This is a genomic window from Leptolyngbya sp. CCNP1308 (genome assembly GCF_034932455.1).
Taxonomy (GTDB): Bacteria; Cyanobacteriota; Cyanobacteriia; order Phormidesmidales; family Phormidesmidaceae; genus Nodosilinea.
On record NZ_JAYGIH010000076.1, the window covers coordinates 71,832 to 88,141 of the forward strand.

Annotated in this window: 16 protein-coding genes; 7 read left to right on the top strand and 9 right to left on the bottom strand. The window is 58.8% G+C overall.

Translation table 11 applies throughout. The features are described from left to right. Positions 1-31: 31 nt before the first annotated feature. The 4 genes from VB780_RS22150 to VB780_RS22165 form a co-directional block, all read right to left on the bottom strand. Complete coding sequence (locus VB780_RS22150) at positions 32-577, bottom strand: EF-hand domain-containing protein (RefSeq protein ID WP_323353360.1); 546 nt, start codon at positions 575-577, stop codon at positions 32-34. A gap of 122 nt (positions 578-699) precedes the next feature. Continuing rightward, complete coding sequence (locus VB780_RS22155) at positions 700-2,553, bottom strand: ABC transporter ATP-binding protein (protein ID WP_323353361.1); 1,854 nt, start codon at positions 2,551-2,553, stop codon at positions 700-702. 72 nt (positions 2,554-2,625) lie between these two features. After that, positions 2,626-3,555, bottom strand: coding sequence for a glycosyltransferase family 2 protein (locus VB780_RS22160; RefSeq protein ID WP_323353362.1), 930 nt, complete (start codon positions 3,553-3,555; stop codon positions 2,626-2,628). A gap of 230 nt (positions 3,556-3,785) precedes the next feature. Then, positions 3,786-3,968, bottom strand: coding sequence for a CsbD family protein (locus tag VB780_RS22165; protein ID WP_323353363.1), 183 nt, complete (start codon positions 3,966-3,968; stop codon positions 3,786-3,788). Positions 3,969-4,164: 196 nt separating this feature from the next. Between VB780_RS22165 and VB780_RS22170 the strand changes: the two genes are divergently transcribed. The 3 genes from VB780_RS22170 to VB780_RS22180 all read left to right on the top strand — a co-directional run bounded on the left by VB780_RS22170 (position 4,165) and on the right by VB780_RS22180 (position 6,347). Next, a complete protein-coding gene (locus VB780_RS22170; protein ID WP_323353364.1) occupies positions 4,165-4,848 on the top strand; it encodes an ATP-dependent Clp protease proteolytic subunit in 684 nt (227 codons plus the stop codon). A 115-nt stretch (positions 4,849-4,963) separates the two neighbouring features. Next, positions 4,964-5,599 (top strand): ATP-dependent Clp protease proteolytic subunit, encoded by a 636-nt coding sequence (locus tag VB780_RS22175; RefSeq protein WP_323353365.1) that lies wholly within the window; start codon positions 4,964-4,966, stop codon positions 5,597-5,599. Between the two features lie 76 nt (positions 5,600-5,675). Continuing rightward, the gene (locus tag VB780_RS22180) at positions 5,676-6,347 is read left to right on the top strand and encodes a DnaJ domain-containing protein (RefSeq protein ID WP_323353366.1); all 672 of its coding nucleotides are present in this window, start codon (positions 5,676-5,678) and stop codon (positions 6,345-6,347) included. Here the strand turns inward: VB780_RS22180 and VB780_RS22185 are convergent. The 3 genes from VB780_RS22185 to VB780_RS22195 form a co-directional block, all read right to left on the bottom strand. After that, positions 6,341-7,417: a glycosyltransferase family 4 protein gene (locus VB780_RS22185; RefSeq protein ID WP_323353367.1), complete on the bottom strand. Its 1,077-nt coding sequence runs from the start codon at positions 7,415-7,417 to the stop codon at positions 6,341-6,343. The two genes, VB780_RS22180 and VB780_RS22185, sit on opposite strands and share 7 nt — an antisense overlap. A 67-nt stretch (positions 7,418-7,484) precedes the next feature. Then, positions 7,485-8,828 carry a HEAT repeat domain-containing protein gene (locus VB780_RS22190; RefSeq protein ID WP_323353368.1) on the bottom strand — a complete coding sequence of 448 codons (1,344 nt, stop codon included), beginning with the start codon at positions 8,826-8,828 and terminating at the stop codon, positions 7,485-7,487. A 244-nt stretch (positions 8,829-9,072) separates the two neighbouring features. Next, on the bottom strand, positions 9,073-10,092 hold the full coding sequence (locus VB780_RS22195; protein ID WP_323353369.1) for a DMT family transporter: 1,020 nt from the start codon (positions 10,090-10,092) through the stop codon (positions 9,073-9,075). A gap of 397 nt (positions 10,093-10,489) precedes the next feature. Between VB780_RS22195 and sppA the strand changes: the two genes are divergently transcribed. Both sppA and aroH read left to right on the top strand, forming a co-directional pair. Then, positions 10,490-11,356, top strand: a complete 867-nt coding sequence (sppA, locus tag VB780_RS22200; protein ID WP_323353370.1) for a signal peptide peptidase SppA — start codon at positions 10,490-10,492, stop codon at positions 11,354-11,356. 132 nt (positions 11,357-11,488) lie between these two features. Continuing rightward, positions 11,489-11,854, top strand: a complete 366-nt coding sequence (gene aroH, locus VB780_RS22205) for a chorismate mutase (RefSeq protein WP_323353371.1) — start codon at positions 11,489-11,491, stop codon at positions 11,852-11,854. Between the two features lie 124 nt (positions 11,855-11,978). On the opposite strand, the gene crtR is transcribed toward aroH, so the two are convergent. Continuing rightward, entirely contained in the window at positions 11,979-12,866 is an 888-nt protein-coding gene (gene crtR / locus VB780_RS22210; RefSeq protein ID WP_323353372.1) for a beta-carotene hydroxylase, read from the bottom strand. A 327-nt stretch (positions 12,867-13,193) separates the two neighbouring features. Between crtR and pyk the strand changes: the two genes are divergently transcribed. Next, a complete protein-coding gene (pyk, locus tag VB780_RS22215) occupies positions 13,194-14,984 on the top strand; it encodes a pyruvate kinase (RefSeq protein WP_323353373.1) in 1,791 nt (596 codons plus the stop codon). Positions 14,985-15,116: 132 nt separating this feature from the next. Here the strand turns inward: pyk and psaM are convergent, their stop codons facing one another. Next, positions 15,117-15,212, bottom strand: coding sequence for a photosystem I reaction center subunit XII (gene psaM / locus VB780_RS22220; protein ID WP_275337355.1), 96 nt, complete (start codon positions 15,210-15,212; stop codon positions 15,117-15,119). Between the two features lie 246 nt (positions 15,213-15,458). On the opposite strand from psaM, the gene phoU reads away from it, so the two are divergent. Beyond that, complete coding sequence (gene phoU, locus VB780_RS22225) at positions 15,459-16,112, top strand: phosphate signaling complex protein PhoU (protein ID WP_323353374.1); 654 nt, start codon at positions 15,459-15,461, stop codon at positions 16,110-16,112. Positions 16,113-16,310: the final 198 nt, after the last annotated feature.

The following is a 16,310-nucleotide window of genomic DNA, read 5'->3' on the forward strand; positions in this document are numbered from 1 at the left end:
ATACGTTCACCACATTGAGGCACAGCCGTGTCTAGTAAGGCCCAAACATGCCATTAGCTGGGTTATCGACCTCGTCGCTACAGCAAAACGCGCTAAAGTGCTGCAAAAACTCGGCCTTGGTGAGCCAGCCATCCTGGTCGGCATCTAGCGCTGGAAACACCAGTGGCGCATAGACCGGCGATTCATTAAAAGCCGCCAGCAGCTGCCCCCATTCGGCCTGGTTGACTTTACCGTCCTCATCCTGGTCAAAGACATCAAAGATGATTTCCATCAGGCTGAGAATATCGTCGTTGTGAGGCTCAGTATCAGATAGACTGTCGTCGTAGTAGGCTAGCCATTCGGCTCGGCAAACTTCGTGATTGTGGGCGGTGTCGGCTTTTTTCTCCAACCCCTGCCACTTGCGCATGAGCTTGTCTTGCAGCACCAGGCAGCGGGGCGATCGCAGTGACCAGTTACGCAGGGTAGACAACTTCTTAAACATCAGCTCGAAGTCTTTTTTGACCAACACCCCGGTGTAGTCAGAGTCGTACATGCTAAATAGCTTGGTCAATTTGCGCTGTTGCAAGTCAGTTAACATGGCCTGTACGTCCCTTTGCCCCGGCAGTTGTCATCACAGTCATTAGCCTATAGCACTTTCGGGCTGCCTGCTGCTACGTGCCGATAGGGATTGTTCGCGATCGCTTCTACGGGGTACTCAATCTACAGATATCCCGCCGCCTGCATGGTGAACAGGCGGGCATAGCGGCCATCCTGGTGCAGCAGGTCTTCGTGGCTGCCCTGCTCGATTAGCTTGCCGTTGGCCAGCACAATAATGTTGTCGGCCCGCCGCACGGTCGAAAAGCGGTGAGAAATCAAAATCGCCATCTGATCCTGGGTGGCTTCGCGGAACTGCTCAAACAGGCGGGTTTCGGCCTCGGCATCCATCGCCGAAGTAGGTTCGTCGAGCACCAGAATGTCGGCATCGGTACGCATAAAGGCGCGGGAGAGGGCAATCTTCTGCCACTGCCCACCCGACAGCTCCTGCCCACCAAAGAACCATTTCCCCAGCTGGGTGTTAAAGCCCTCCGGCAAGTCCTCAATGAATTCGGTAGCGGTGCCCTTGGCGGCGGCGACCTGCCATCGCTGAGCATCCTCAAAGTCGGTGACATCGCCGACGCCGATGTTTTCGCCCACCTTAAACTGGTAGCGCACAAAGTCTTGAAAAATCACGCCGATGCGCTGCTGCACCACCTCGGCATCCCACTCTTGCAGGTCGCGACCATCCAGTAGAATGCGGCCTTGAGAAGGCGTGTAGAGCCGGGTGAGCAGCTTGATCAGCGTAGTTTTGCCCGAGCCGTTTTCGCCCACGATCGCCATCTTTTCCCCCGGCTTCAGGTGAAAGGAGACTCCTTCTAACGCCAGCCGCTCGCTGCCCGGATAGGTAAACGACACGTCCTCAAACCGCAGCCCGTCCATCGGATCGATGCCGCGATCGGCGGTTCCCATATCCTCAGGCACCGGCTGTTCGAGAAATTCGTAGAGGTTGGCCAGGTACAGCCCGTCTTCGTACATGCCGCCGATCGCCGTCAGGGAGCTGGCAAAGGTGGTCTGCCCCTGGCGAAACACCGTCAGGTACATCGTCAACTCGCCCAAAGAAATGCGGCCTGCGATCGCCTCCAGCACAATCCAGCAGTAGGCCAGGTAAAACGATACGGTGCTCAGCAGGCCCAGGCCGTAGCTCCAGCCACTGCGGCGCACCGTCAGGCTGCGGTCTTCTTTATATAGACGCTGAAAAATATCCTGGTAGCGCTCCAGCAGCAGCGGCCCTAGGCCAAACAGCTTCACCTCCTTGGCAAAATCCTCCCGCGCCAGCAGCGCCTCCAGGTAAATTTGCTGGCGGGTTTCGGGCGATCGCCACTTAAACAGCCGAAAGGCTTCCCCCGCAAACTGGGTTTCGGCAATGAAGGCAGGCAGAGTTGCCACAGCCAGCAACGCCACGGCCCAGCCCGAAAATTGCAGCAGTAATCCGCCAAAGGTGAGCAGCGACAGCGCATCCTGCACCACGCCAAAGGTGCGGTTCACCATGCTCAGGGGCCGCGCCGAGGCCTCGCGCCGGGCCTGGGTCATTTTGTCGTAAAACTCAGAATCTTCGAAGTAGGTCAGCGGCAGGGTCTGGGCCTTTTCGAGAATCATCACGTTGACCCGCTGCCCCAGCAGCACTCGCAGCAGCGACTGGCACAGGGTTAAACCCTGCCGCGCCCCCGCCAGGCCTGCCACCAGTACCGCCTCCAAAGCCAGGTACATCAGTGCGGCCTGGCGATCGATCGCTAACCCAGACTGGGCCGCCTTGACCACACCATCGACGATTAGCTTGCCGACGTAGGCGATCGCCGCCGGTAGCAAGCCTGCCACCAATGTCAGCAACCCTAACGCCACCGTCAGTCGCCAGTCGGTCTGCCACACCAGCTGAATGGCTCGCTGCCCGTAGCGATACATCCCCAGCGATTCGCCCAAATTGCGCCACGAAGCCTTCTTCTTGGGGGGCGAGACTCGTTTTACCCGATATTCACTCATTTTTCTACGATAGCGTCTCGGCTAGGCAGGGTGAGTGGTTAGGGGGATGGGGGAGGTGAGGAGGATAAGGAGTTATTGCATTGGTGGGGCGACGACACTCGATGAAACTGGGCCGTGTCCTTCTATAGATAGGGAATTTATTGACGCAGTGTTTGTTTCCTCAGGCTGCACGCCAGTTAGGTATTCAGGGTGGTTGAGTTCGCGCACCTTAAGGACAATTAAATACTCATAAAATGCCTGGAGGGTGCACCAGGCTAGCCCGGTTCGGCCATCGCGCCAGCCGCCGAGAATAAACATCATGTAGAACCACCGGGTCAGAGGCCGCAGGGGCAGTCGCAGCGAAAGATCTTTTAGTGCCCGCCGTCGCTCGACTTCAGATTTGCCCCAAACCATGGCCCGCCAGTCAACCCGGCCTTCCTGTAGCTGGCGCAGGGTTTCGGCGGCCTCATCGGTAGAGTAGCGGTTGTGCTTCTCAATCCAGCGGCTGAGCCCTTTGCTACAGGTGTAGTGGGGGTAAGTTTCCTTCAAGAATCCGGTGGGGCCGTCTACGATCTCGCGCTCGGTGTGACCGTAGTCGTCGAACCAGACTTTGCCCCGACGTAGCAATCGCAGCTGGTAGCGCGGAAACTGGGTGCTGCGGCGAATCCAGCGGCCCATGAACATTACCCGCTCGGCCGCGTAGTAGCCTATGGTGTCACTATCTCCCTGGGAAATCACCGCCAAACATTCGGCAAACAGCTCTGGCGTCATGCGCTCGTCGGCTTCGAGAATGTAGGCCCAGTCGTGGTGGTAGGGCACATGCTCCAGCATCCAGGTACGCTGCTGGCCGTGGCTGGCAAAGGGGTGCTCGATGAAGCGGATGGGGTACTGGGTGGCAATGGTTTGGGTGCGATCGCTGCTGCACGAGTCCACCACAATCACATCGTCTGACAGCAGGGCCGACTCAATACAGGCCGCAATATCTCGCTCTTCGTTGTGGGTGAGTATAAAAATTGAAAACATAGTCGCGGCGTATCCCAACAGTAGATAGGGAATCCTCTCTGGTTTAGAGAACCCATTTTGGCTCCCAAACTGAAATTTATCCGGCAACTTTGCCTCTAACCACAGGTCACCAGCATCTTCACGCCTCCATTACTGCTGTTGCCTGCCCTAGATAGCTGCCCAACAAAAAGGGGCAACCAGTGGCTGCCCCGGCGGGTCACTAATAGGGTTCAAACGGTAGGCTGTGACGTTTAGTCGATAGCGTCTTTCAGCGCGTCTTTGACATCTTCTTTAGCGTGGGTAGCTTTGGCCTGAGCTTGCTTGGTCTCACCCTCGGCCTTAGCCCTGGTGTCGCCCGTCAGTTCAGCCGCAGCGGCCTGCACTTTACCTTCGATATTTTGAGCGGTGGCCTTAACGCGATCTTCAATAGACATACGGTAAATTCCTTAAACGCTAATCCTCCACTACCTTAGGCTTGAGCCCAACGGCACAGCATCTACAGCAGGACGTAAATCTGGGTCTTTATTTTGATAGAGACCCAGGTGGGGATATCCGTCTTGGGGGTGGCATAGAACCCAGCTCTATCCCGCGTTACACTGTTAAAAACGCGTATTTGGGCGTCTTCGGTCTATGAGTTTAGAGATTAAAGCCGTGCAGGCACCGTATGGCGATGCGACGTACCGTACGCCGCCCCCAGATTTGCCCTCCTTGCTGCTCAAGGAGCGGATTGTCTATCTGGGCCTACCCCTGTTCTCAGGGGATGACATTAAGCAGCAGGTGGGCATTGATGTCACCGAGCTGATCATCGCCCAGCTGCTGTTTTTGCAGTTTGATGACCCCGATAAGCCCATTTTCTTTTACATCAACTCCACCGGCACCTCCTGGTACGACGGCAACATGATCGGCTACGACACCGAAGCCTTTGCCATCTGCGACACCATGAACTACATCAAGCCCCCGGTGCACACCATCTGCATCGGTCAGGCCATGGGGTCGGCGGCGGTGATTTTGGCGGCGGGCACCAAGGGCTATCGGGCCAGCCTGCCCCACGCCCGCATTGTGCTCAACCAGCCCCGCAGCGGTGCCCAAGGCCAGGCCACTGACATCGAAATTCGGGCTAAAGAAGTGCTCGACAACAAGCGCTCGATGATGAGCATTTTGGCCAAGAGCACCGGCAAAACCCTGGAGCAGGTGCTGCACGACTCTGACCGGATGTTCTACATGAACCCCGAAGAAGCGAAGGAGTACGGCATCATCGACCGGGTGCTGTCGAGTCGCAAAGAGCTGCCGGTGCCTGCCGGTGCCGGAATTTAGGCCACGTCCTGAAACTCGAAGGGCGATCGCGCAGCTTCCCCGGAGGGGAATCGCCCCTCAAAACCGGTTTTCACCTCCCACATCCGTTGTTTTGTTTTTAGGTTGAAAGAGCACTATGCCCATCGGCACTCCCAAGGTCCCCTATCGTTTGCCCGGCAGCCAGTACTCCCAGTGGGTCGATATCTATACCCGACTGAACCAGGAGCGCATTATTTTCCTGGGTCAAGAGGTTACCGACAGCCTGGCCAATTCGATCGTGGCCGCCATGCTGTACCTCGACTCTGACGACAACACTAAGCCCATCTACCTCTACATCAACTCCCCAGGCGGGTCGGTGACGGCAGGGATGGCCATCTACGACACCATGCAGTACATCAAGTCTGACGTGGTTACTATTTGTCTGGGTCTAGCCGCCTCCATGGGGGCGTTTTTGCTAGCCGCAGGCAGCCAGGGCAAGCGGGTCGCCCTGCCCCACTCGCGCATCATGATTCACCAGCCCATGGGCGGCACCGGGCGGCAGCGACTTCAGGCCAGCGACATCGCCATTGAGGCCAAAGAAATTCTGCGGGTTCGCCAAGAACTCAACGAAATGATGGCCCGCCACACCGGTCGCTCCATTGAGCAAATTCAAAAAGATACCGATCGCGACTACTTTATGTCGGCAGAAGAGGCGGTCGCCTACGGCCTGATCGACCGGGTGATCGAAGAGCGCACCCAGGAGTTGGCTTCTTCTGTGCCCGCAACGGTGTAATTGGCTGCGCCATTTTTGCCGACAGTTGGCAGAATAGGGCCAGCACACGTACCTCATTCTGCTGAGTTTGCGAATCATGGCGCTGGCGCATTACTACCGCATACTAGGGCTGAGAACCGGGGCCGGCTTTGGCGATGTCAAGCTGGCCTATCGCAACTTGGCCCGGCTCTACCACCCCGACACCAACCCCGGCGACCAGCTGGCGAAGGAAAAATTTATTCAAGTGACCCAGGCTTACCAGGCTTTGGTCAACTCATTGCCTCCAGGAGTGCTCGAGGCTCAGAAGGCCACTGCCCCAGTGCGGGTGGCAAAACCTCCTACACCGATCCCAACGGCCTCTACCCAGGCACCGCCTGCCCAAACTTGCCCTACCCCAGCGGCGGCAGATGTGGAACTTACGGTTAGCCCTACTCCTGGTGGCTCTGAGGCCGATCAACAGCTGAAAGTAAACAGCTTTAAGCAGCTGCGTGGGCTTTTTCAAGAGCAGCGCTTTCCCCGAGCGGTGGCGCTGGTGGAAGGTTTGGCCCAGCGTTTTCCAGAAGACCCCGAGATTCGCCAGTGGCACGCGATTACCTACTACCGCTGGGGCCATGAGCTGCTCAACCAGGGCAACCCCCAAAAAGCCGAAGCCTGCCTGAAGAAAGCCCATCGGGTTGACCCGCAAAACCGCTCTCTGCGCCAGGCGCTGCACCATGACTTCCAGCGGTTAGAGAAGCTGAGCCAGCGGCCGATGGCTCAGGCTCAGTGAGCTGAGGCGATAATAGCTTCAAACCATTGCTCAAACCGGGCGGCCAGCGCATCTAGGGAATACTCGGTTTCGGCTTGATGGCGGCAGGCGTGGCGATCGAGCTGATTGATTTTGGCGATCGCATCCACCAACCCCTGCACATCATCTGGCGGCACTAGCCAGCCAGTCTTCCCCGCCTGCACAATCTCAGCCGGGCCACCACGGGCGTAGGCAATCACTGGCACGCCGCAGGCCAGGGCTTCAATGGCCACATTGCCAAAGGCTTCGACCCAGCGAGGGGTCATGAGTAAGGCACGGCACTGGCGCAGCACCTGCTGAAGCTCGGTGGTAGGCAAGAAACCCAAGTAGCAGTCGGTGGCGTGGGGGAAGCGATCGCACAGCGTTCCCCAGTAGTCCGCATCCTCCAGCTTGCCCAAAATCTTGAGAGGAGCTTGGGCGATCGCAGCGGCCTCTAGCGCATCCTCCAGCCCCTTCTCGGGAGAGATACGCCCCATCCAGGCCAGGGCCTCGCCGGGGCTAGGGCAAAAGTCGTAAAGCGCTAGATCGATGGCGCTGCTGAGAATTTCAAAGGCATCGGCTACCTCAAAGGTCTCGGCCTGGGTGCGGGTGTAGGCTCCCAGCCGACCGGGAAACTGCTGAGCCACCTGGCCAATCGCCTCATCCATAGCGTCGTTTAGGGAGCCCATGGTGACAAAGTGGGCCACTGGGGTACCGAAAAACTCGGTCAAATAAAAGGGCAGCCAGTCGTAGGCTAGGTTCACGATCAGGTCAAATTGTCCCTGGTGCTGCTGGGCATAGCGCCACATTGCCCCCAGCGCACTGTCTGCCGGAATCACGACCGGCGCACCGCGCCCCTGGCTGTGGGCTGTGGGCTGCAACTGCCCTGGCACCGTCATCATGACAGCATCCCCTAAGCTCGACCCCTCGGGGGCCAGCACGGTGATCTGGTGGCCGCGATCGCCCAGGCCCTGGGCCAGGTTGAGCAGAGTGAGTTCGACACCGCCCCCAAGGCCAGACCCCAGCGGCCCCACGGGAGTTGAGACGAACAGCAGGCGGCGTGGGAGGGGCATGGGGAGGGGGTTTGAGTAGATGAGTAGGTGAGTTTTGGATTGAGGGGGGGAGTGGGGGAAAAGTCAGTTAGCTGGGGGGGAGGCGATGGCTATCGCTGTCGTAGGGAGAGTTAGCATCGGGGGGCAGGGCTGGATAGGCCGCTGCGGGAATGCGGTTTAGCTGGCTGAGAGCCCACTGGGCGGTTTCTTGCACGCTAGGGTCGGGGTCTTGGGTGGCGTGGGCCAGCATGTGGCTGAGCTGCACCACCGTATCGTAGACCCGGCTGAGGTCGCGAATGGCGTTTTTGCGCACCTCGGGGCTGGGGTCTTGCAGGCCGAGGGCCAGGGCACGATGCATAGGCTTGAGGCTGCGGCTGCTGATCTCGGACAGGGCGGCAAGAATCAGGCTTTTCTCTTGAGAATCTGCTTCCAGGAGCCCGTTAATTAGGGGCTGAATAGCGTCAGAATGGCCCCGCTGACCCAGCTCCCAAATGGCGTGGCGGCGTACCGCACCGTCGCGGCTAGCCAGCTCATAGACCAACGAATCCACAATATCTCCAGAGCTGAGGCGGGTAGTGGCTTCTAGGGGCAGGTCAGCCGTATCGGGGGTGGGTGGGGGCTGGAGCGAGTCAGGGTATGCTGAGGACTTCGTCGTAGTTGCTGCTGGGCTATTGGGGGCAGGAAAATCACTTGGAGAATCCGCTGAGGCCAGGTGATGAACTTGGGATTCTGGAACAGACAATGGTTCTGAGGCAGGTTCCCATTGCTTCGCCGATCGCGATCGCCCTCGACCCAAGAATCTCCATCCTCCCAGACAGCCGACCAGCGCCAAGCTGCTCAACACCCACCAGCCCCAGTGGCGCCCAGGGGAAGTATCCTCAACCGCATCGGGAACTTCCGCCTCAGAGGATTCAGCCGATTCCAAATTTTCAGGTTCAGGAGATGTGGCCGATGCAGCAGGCTCAGCATCAGCATTTGAAGATTCGGCGGGTGCAGCAGTCTCGACTACAGGCGCTGGAGTAGGGGCTGCGGCTGGGGAAGGAGTGCCAGCCGTTGCCACATCAGGGATTTCTGGCACCGCAGCGGTGGGGAACAGCACCGGCGCTTCTGCCGTGGGGGGCGCATTCTCTGTGACCAGTTGGGGCGTGCTCATGCGCTGCCAGGTGGTCTGGTCTAGGATGCCGTTGGCGGGCAGACCAGCGCTGCCCTGAAAGGCCGCGATCGCCGCCTGGGTCGGCCCTACATAGCGGCCATCCAGCGGCCCTTGGTACAGGCCCAGCAGCCGCATCTGCCGCTGGAGCATCATGACCTCGTCGCCCTCAGCCCCTGGCTTCAGCAACACAGGGTTAGGATCGGGAGCCGCTGTCTGGGCCGCTGCTGGCGCTGTGGTTCCTGGAGCGATCGCAGACTCTAACCCAGGTAGGCCAGTCACAAGTAATCCCGTAGCCAGAGCCAAGACAGCAGTCTTAACCCCAGAACCGCTGCGGTAGCCTAACCCTCTCCCTGGCGATGCCCTTCTAACTCTCATATCGGCCCATAGCTGGCGGCAACGGTTCCCCAGTGCAGATGCCCCTAAGGTAACTTAACCTACCGAGGGCGGCGCGATCTAGAGTGGGTGCGTAGGTAGGTGGACAGGTTATTTCACTTACCCACCTACCCGCTGATTCACCTGCCCATTAGTCCGGTTCCACGGGGGTACTCTCTGCCGAAGTTGCCGTCTCGTAGGCCAGGGTTAGCTGGCGCAGCTTCTGGGTCAGGGCATCGCGCTGGTTAATCAGGTAAATGCTGACCAAGGTAAAGCTGACCCCGACCCACTGGAGCGAACTTAGGGTTTCGCCCAAAAACAGGTTGCCAAATAGCAGGGCAAACACCGGGGTCAAAAAGGTTAGGGCGCTGAGGCTGGTGAGGTTGCCCTGGGCTGCCAAGAAAAAGAAAATGCCGTAGGCCAGGGCGCTGCCAAAGATGGTCGAGTAGGCGATCGCCCCCCAGTCTAGCCCGGTCAGCCCCTGCCAGGGCTGCACTTCTCCCAGAGCCGACAGCCCAAACAGCGGCAGACCCCCCAGCACCATATGCCAGCCCGTGGCCACCACCGGATCCACGTGGCGACAGACGTAGCGAATCAAAATAGTGCCCGTAGCCATTGACAGAGCCGCCAGCAGCATCAACCATTCGCCGCCCTGCAAAAGCGTGTTCAGGGCGGTGCCCCCCGTCAGCCAAGTCATGTCGCCGTGGAAGAGCGAAAAAATCCACTCATCGGGCAGGCCCAGCAGGCTAATCCCCGCAATGCCCCACAGCAGGCCAAGCCAGCCCAGGGCACCAATGTACTCCCCAAACAGCCCCCGCGCCATCACCGCCACCGCCAGGGGTTGCGAGTCGATCATGACTGAGCCCAAGCCTGCCCCGGTACGCTGGAGGCCCGCCGCCAGAAAACCTTGAAAGAGAGCACCATCCACCAGGGCGAAGAGCGCAATCCAGAGCCAGCCCTGGCGACTAATGGCCTGGGGACGGCCCAAAACCAATCCCACCAGCAGCACAATTATCCCGGCGGGCACCAGCCGCATACCCGCCATAAAGAACGGCGCGGTGTGGGGCATGGCTCCCTTCATCGCTACCATGGCGGTGCCCCACAAAAAGAAGGGAGCAATCAGCACAATGGGGTTGCGGGTAGCCGACTGGGGTGTGGAGGTTGAATCCATAGGGTAGATAACGAGGGGCGATGGGTAAGGGCTGACCTAGGGGGCAATGGCCCTTCGAGGCCGGTCTTTGACCGTCGCAATGGCCTAAGAGTATCCCAACTAAAAAAACATACTTTTCAAGGACGCGAACTCCACCCATTGGGGCGATCGCGGTGAGATCCCAGATAAGTCTTGAGTTGGAACACTCTAAGAGGCGTTGCTGAGGCTTTCTTTAAGGAATGTTAACGCAGTTCGGGGTCGGGTGCTGTTCTTCCCAGAATCGCTCAACCCCTAACCTGCCACGGCGTTACGCCCCGCCACAGTGTTGTTTTGGCTACAATAAAGTTCGGCCTTAGCACGCTTAGTGCTAGGGCCGAAAACCGTTCATCCCTATTTGCCTACAGTTGTTGATACCCCTATGGTCTGGCCGTTTTCTCCCCGTTTTCGCAAGTCCATTGCCCGCATTGAGGTGACTGGCGTGATCGCCGCCGCCACCCGCAAGCGGATGCTGGAGGCCCTCAAAGAAATCGAGGAAAAGCGCTTTCCGGCGCTGCTGCTGCGCATCGATAGCCCCGGTGGCACCGTGGGCGACTCCCAGGAGATCTACGCGGCCCTCAAACGGCTCAAAGACAAGCTCAAAATTGTGGCCAGCTTTGGCAATATCTCCGCCTCGGGCGGGGTCTACATTGGCATGGGGGCCAACCATATTGTGGCTAACCCCGGCACGATCACCGGCAGCATCGGCGTAATTTTGCGGGGCAACAACCTAGAGCGCCTGCTCGACAAGGTGGGCGTCTCGTTCAAAGTAATCAAATCTGGCCCCTACAAAGACATTCTCGCCTTCGATCGCGAACTCACCGATCCCGAACAAGGCATCCTGCAAGAGCTCATCGACGTTAGCTACGGCCAGTTTGTTAAAACCGTGGCCGAGGCCCGCCACCTGAGCGAAGAGACCGTGCGCAGCTTTGCCGACGGGCGCATCTTTACCGGCGAACAGGCCTTGCAGCTGGGCGTCGTAGACCGCCTCGGCAGCGAAGAAGACGCCCGCCGCTGGGTCGCCGAACTGGCCGGGCTCGACCCCGACAAGGCCGAGTGCATCACCTTCGACGAGAAAAAGCCCCTCCTGCGGCGGCTGGTGCCCGGCGGTAGCAACGCCAGCACGAGCAGCTCTACGCCAGGCTGGGCCTACCCTGCGCTGGCGATACCGGCCCTCAATGCAACGCTGGAGTGGCTGGAGTTTGAACGCTCTACCAGCGGTGTGCCTCTGTGGCTTTACCGTCCCTAGGGGCAGGCACAGATCAGTGCCCTGGTAGGATTAAAACAGTAAGATGCAGTCAATTCTCTGTCCCCACTGTTGTCAAGGGTGCCTTGGGGGCTTTGAAGAATGACCTTTGGAGGCTAACGCGTGGACTGGCGAATGTGGGCAATTCGGGGAGCGGTGACGGTACCGGAAAATACCGAGGGGGCGATTCGGGAGGCCGTCATAGAGCTGATGGATGCCCTCGAAGAGTGCAACCATCTCGACCCTGCCTACATCATTAGCGCCACCTTCTCCGTCACCCGCGACTTAGATGCGGTGTTTCCGGCGGCGATCGCCCGCCAGCGTCCTCAGTGGGACAACGTCGCTCTGCTCGACGTGCAGCATATGCATGTCGAGGGCAGCCTGCCCTACTGCATCCGCGTTCTGCTGCATGTGCAGCTTCCCATTCGCCACGGCAAAATTCAGCACGTTTACCTGCGCGGTGCCCGCAATCTGCGTCCCGATCTGGTGGTTACGGGCTAGACGGCAAATATTGACGGATTCGACTGTAAAAACGACCCCAGATTTGGGCACACAAAACCATCATCTAGGGTCGTTTCTACGTAGCCGTCTCTGCTGCAGCACTGTCTGTTGCAGCACTGTGTGGCTAATGTCGCTTCAGCCGAATGCCCAGAAATAGGTCGTATAGAAAGCCAAAGAAGTCTTTCATTTGCAGCAGCCCCAGGGACTGGGGAGACCCTTTTTCATCTAGCAGGGGTTGCATCACCTCGTAGGTGGGCTTGTACTTATACCAGGGCACTGAGGGCCACAGGTGGTGCACCAGATGGTAGTTTTGCCCCATGATCAGCAGGTTGAGAATGGGGCTGGGGTAGACCCGGGCATTCTTCCAGCGATCGCGGTCTTTAAAGGGCCGATGGGGCAGATAGTCAAAGAACAGCCCCAGGGCAATGCCCACCACCAGCGCGGGCGAAAACCAGTAGTTAAAGATGTAGCCCAAAAAGTCGAACCGCCAGGCAACAAACACCAGCAGCCCCACCGCAAAACGGCCCAAGAACCACTCCAGTAGCTCCCAGTTGCGCCAGAGACGGCGCTTGAAGAAGTAGATCTCGTGGTAGAAAAAGCGCGCTGCAATCAGCCACAGCGGGCCGCCTGTAGAGACAAAGTGATCGGGGTCATTTTCAGGGTCGTTGACGTGGGCGTGGTGCTGCAAATGCACCCGCGTAAACACTGGAAACGAGAACCCTAAGATCAGGGCGCTGCCGTGGCCCAACAGGGCATTGACCACCCGGTTGCGGTGGGCCGAGTTGTGGCTAGCATCGTGAATCACCGTCCCTGACAGGTGCAGAGACAGCACGTTCATCAAAAACACGCACCAGCCGGCCCAGTGCCAGCAAAAATAGCCCACCGTAGACAGGCTAATTAGCCCCACGGAAGTCATAAACATGAGAAAATTGAGGCTCAACCCGCCCTCAGTTTTGAGTAATTCGGGGGGAACCGTTCTTCGAACCGTCAGGGCTTCAGCTGCCACCGACATGATGCATCGCTCCTACACCAGTGCCTTCGGTAGTATACGTTACGACGCAGTATTAATAAAGTTTTGTGACATAGCCTAACGCTACGACCGGCCTGGGTCGCCGACCTCCGATAGCGCGCCCTAGGGAGGGCTGGACGAGAGCAAGCTGTCCTCGCCTGGGGTCTACTGCCCATCGTCCGTAAAAACGCTGAAATTCTTGCTGGTTTTGGGGTGAAGCGTAAAGCCCATCGGCATTCGTGCTACTATCCCTGTGCTTTATGGCTGCTAGTCTACGGGCCTGATTGTCGGCCCGATGCGGTAGCGTTTTACTCTCAGTAGAGGTCGTTTATGCGCCTGCGCAACTCTGTTCGCCGCACCAAAATTGTGGCCACCATCGGCCCTGCGACCCAAAACGCCGACGTGCTGCGGGAGCTAATTGAAGCCGGGGCCACCACCCTGCGGCTCAACTTTTCCCACGGCAGCCACGACGACCACCAGCGCAGCATTCGCCTGATTCGGCAAATCTCCTTCGAGCTCAACCAGCCCGTGGGCATTCTGCAAGATCTGCAAGGCCCTAAAATTCGCCTGGGCAAGTTCGAGCACGGCTCCATCCAGCTGGCCAAGGGCGACCCCTTTGTGCTCACCAGCGAGATTATTCCGGGCACCCAGGAGCGCGCCTGCGTCACCTACGACAAGCTGGCCCAGGAGGTGCCGTCAGGCTCCACTATTTTGCTGGATGACGGCAAGGTCGAGATGCAGGTGGAGTCGGTCGATCTCGAGGCCCAGGAGCTGCACTGTCGGGTGGTGGTGGGCGGCACGCTGTCAAACAATAAGGGGGTCAACTTTCCGGGGGTGTATCTCTCGGTCAAGGCGCTCACCGACAAAGACCGCGAAGACCTGATGTTTGGCCTCAATCAGGGGGTGGACTGGGTGGCCCTGAGCTTTGTGCGCAACCCCCAGGATGTGCTGGAGATCAAGGAAATCATCCATGCTGCTGGCAAGAATGTGCCGGTGATCGTCAAGATCGAAAAGCACGAGGCGATCGAGCAGATGGAGGCGATTTTGTCGCTATCTGACGGGGTGATGGTGGCCCGAGGCGATCTGGGGGTCGAGCTGCCCGCCGAGGAGGTGCCGATCCTGCAAAAGCGGCTGATCGCCATGTCTAACTCCCTGGGTATTCCGGTGATTACCGCTACCCAGATGCTCGACAGCATGGTGTCGAACCCCCGCCCCACCCGAGCGGAGGTGTCTGACATTGCCAACGCGATTCTCGACGGCACCGATGCGGTGATGCTCTCCAACGAAACCGCCGTGGGCAAGTTTCCGGTGGAGGCGGTGGCGACTATGGCCAAGGTGGCGGTGTGCACCGAGCAGGAGGGGCTGACCCTGGGCGATCGCAAAGACAGCGGCGGTGCACGGTCTATTCCAAACGCCATCAGCCAGGCGGTGGGGCGTATTGCGACACAGCTCAACGCGGCGGCGATCATGACCCTGACCAAGTCGGGGGCCACCGCCCGCAACGTGTCGAAGTATCGCCCTCAGACGCCAATTTTGGCGGTGACACCCCACGTCCATGTGGCCCGGCAGCTACAGCTGGTGTGGGGAGTGCGGCCGCTGCTGGTGCTCGACCTGCCCTCTAGCACCCAGACCTTTCAGGCGGCCATGGGCGTGGCCCAAGAAAAGGCCTTGCTCGACGACGGCGACCTGGTGGTGCTAACCGCAGGTACGCTGCAAGGGGTGTCAGGATCCACCGATTTGATCAAGGTAGACGTGGTGACGGCGGTGCTGGGGCGCGGCGTGGGCGTGGGCGAGGCCTCGGTGAGCGGGCGAGCGCGGGTGGCTCACAACAGTCTGGACGTTAACGACTTTAACGACGGTGAGATTTTGGTGGTGCCCCACACCAGCGCCGACTTTGTAGAGGCCATTCGGCGGGCGGGGGGCATTGTCACCGAGGACGACAGCCTCACCAGCCACGCGGCGGTGATTGGCCTGCGGCTGGGGGTGCCGGTGATTGTTGGGGTCAAAAACGCCACCGAGATCATCCGTGACGGCAGCATTCTCACCCTCGATACCCGCCGGGGGCTGATCTACTCTGGTGCCCTGGGGCCGGTTAAGAACGAGCCCGCCATGAGCCTGTAGCGCCCACCGATCGCTCTAGTTTTGGTCTAATTGTTGTCTTTTTATAACGAAAGACTCCGGCACCACGGTGCCGGAGTCTTTCGTTATCGTGAACTATGCCTAGGGGACGTTAAAATAAGGCCCCGATTTAACCTATTTATAAAGCTCAGTGGATAGGCGAAATGCCAGAATACCGGGCAATAGAGCTAGGGCTAGGGCAATGAAAATCTGAGTGTCTGAAAGGGGCATAAAAATACTCCTCAAGGCTGAGTGAATAACGCTTAAACAAAGACGCTGGGTCTAGACCGATTGTTAACTAAGATGGGAGTCTTCGCGAGGTCGGCCAGCCTAACTGTTACAGAGCTTAACGGGAACCCAACCGGGCAGCGCTAGGGTTCCTGAGGTGGAATTAGCCCCGATGGGCTGTTAGGCTGAAGAGCCACAATCGCTGCGGTCTCTTTTTCTTCGGTGTGCCTCGTGATGCTTGATATGGATATGACTCAACCCGTACGCGGTGACTTCGATCGGCAATTGCTGCGGGTGCAGCGCGACCTGCTGCGCATGGGGGCGCTGGTGGAGAACTCCTGCGTGTTGGCTCGGGAGGCATTGTGCGATCGCAACCTCGATGCCGCCCAGCGACTCCATCGCCACGATAAGCAGATCGACAAGTTCTACCGTCAGATCGAGGTAGATTGCATGCACCTTTTCACCCTCCAGGCGCAGCCAGAGGCCGAAGACCTGCGGCGAATTGGAGCGTTTATGCAGCTGGTGCGCGACCTGGAGCGCATCGGCGACTACGCCGAAGACCTGGGCGAAGTAGCGATCAAACTCTTCCCTTACCCCGTACACCCGCTGATGGGGCGCGTGCAGACGATGCTCGATCGCTGCCGATCGATGGTGGCCATGTGCCTACTGGCCCTCTCAGATCTCGACGCCGAAAGCGGCCTAGAAATTAAGCAAAAAGACGACGCCATCGACGCCGACTACGACGAGCTGTACGCCCTGCTGGCCCACCAGCACAACCTGGTGGGCTCGGTCGAGCCGACGGTACTGCTGGTGCTGGCCATTCGCTATATGGAGCGCATCGCCGACCACGCCACCAATATTGGCAAGCGGGTGGCCTACATCGTCACGGGCGAACGGACATGATGGGCTGACCTTGAGCCTCGCACCTCCTTTACAAAACGTTGCCTTCCATTGACAAAAAGATTTGACAGCGGTCCATTTCCTGAGAAACTGTAGTGGGTAACCGGCTCCCCATCGTTCAAGGGGTTTAGTTTCCTTTGGGAGCTGAGTCTGGGGTGAGGGTTACTCCTCTCGCGGGTTCATCTGCGGCGGTAGCGGTTA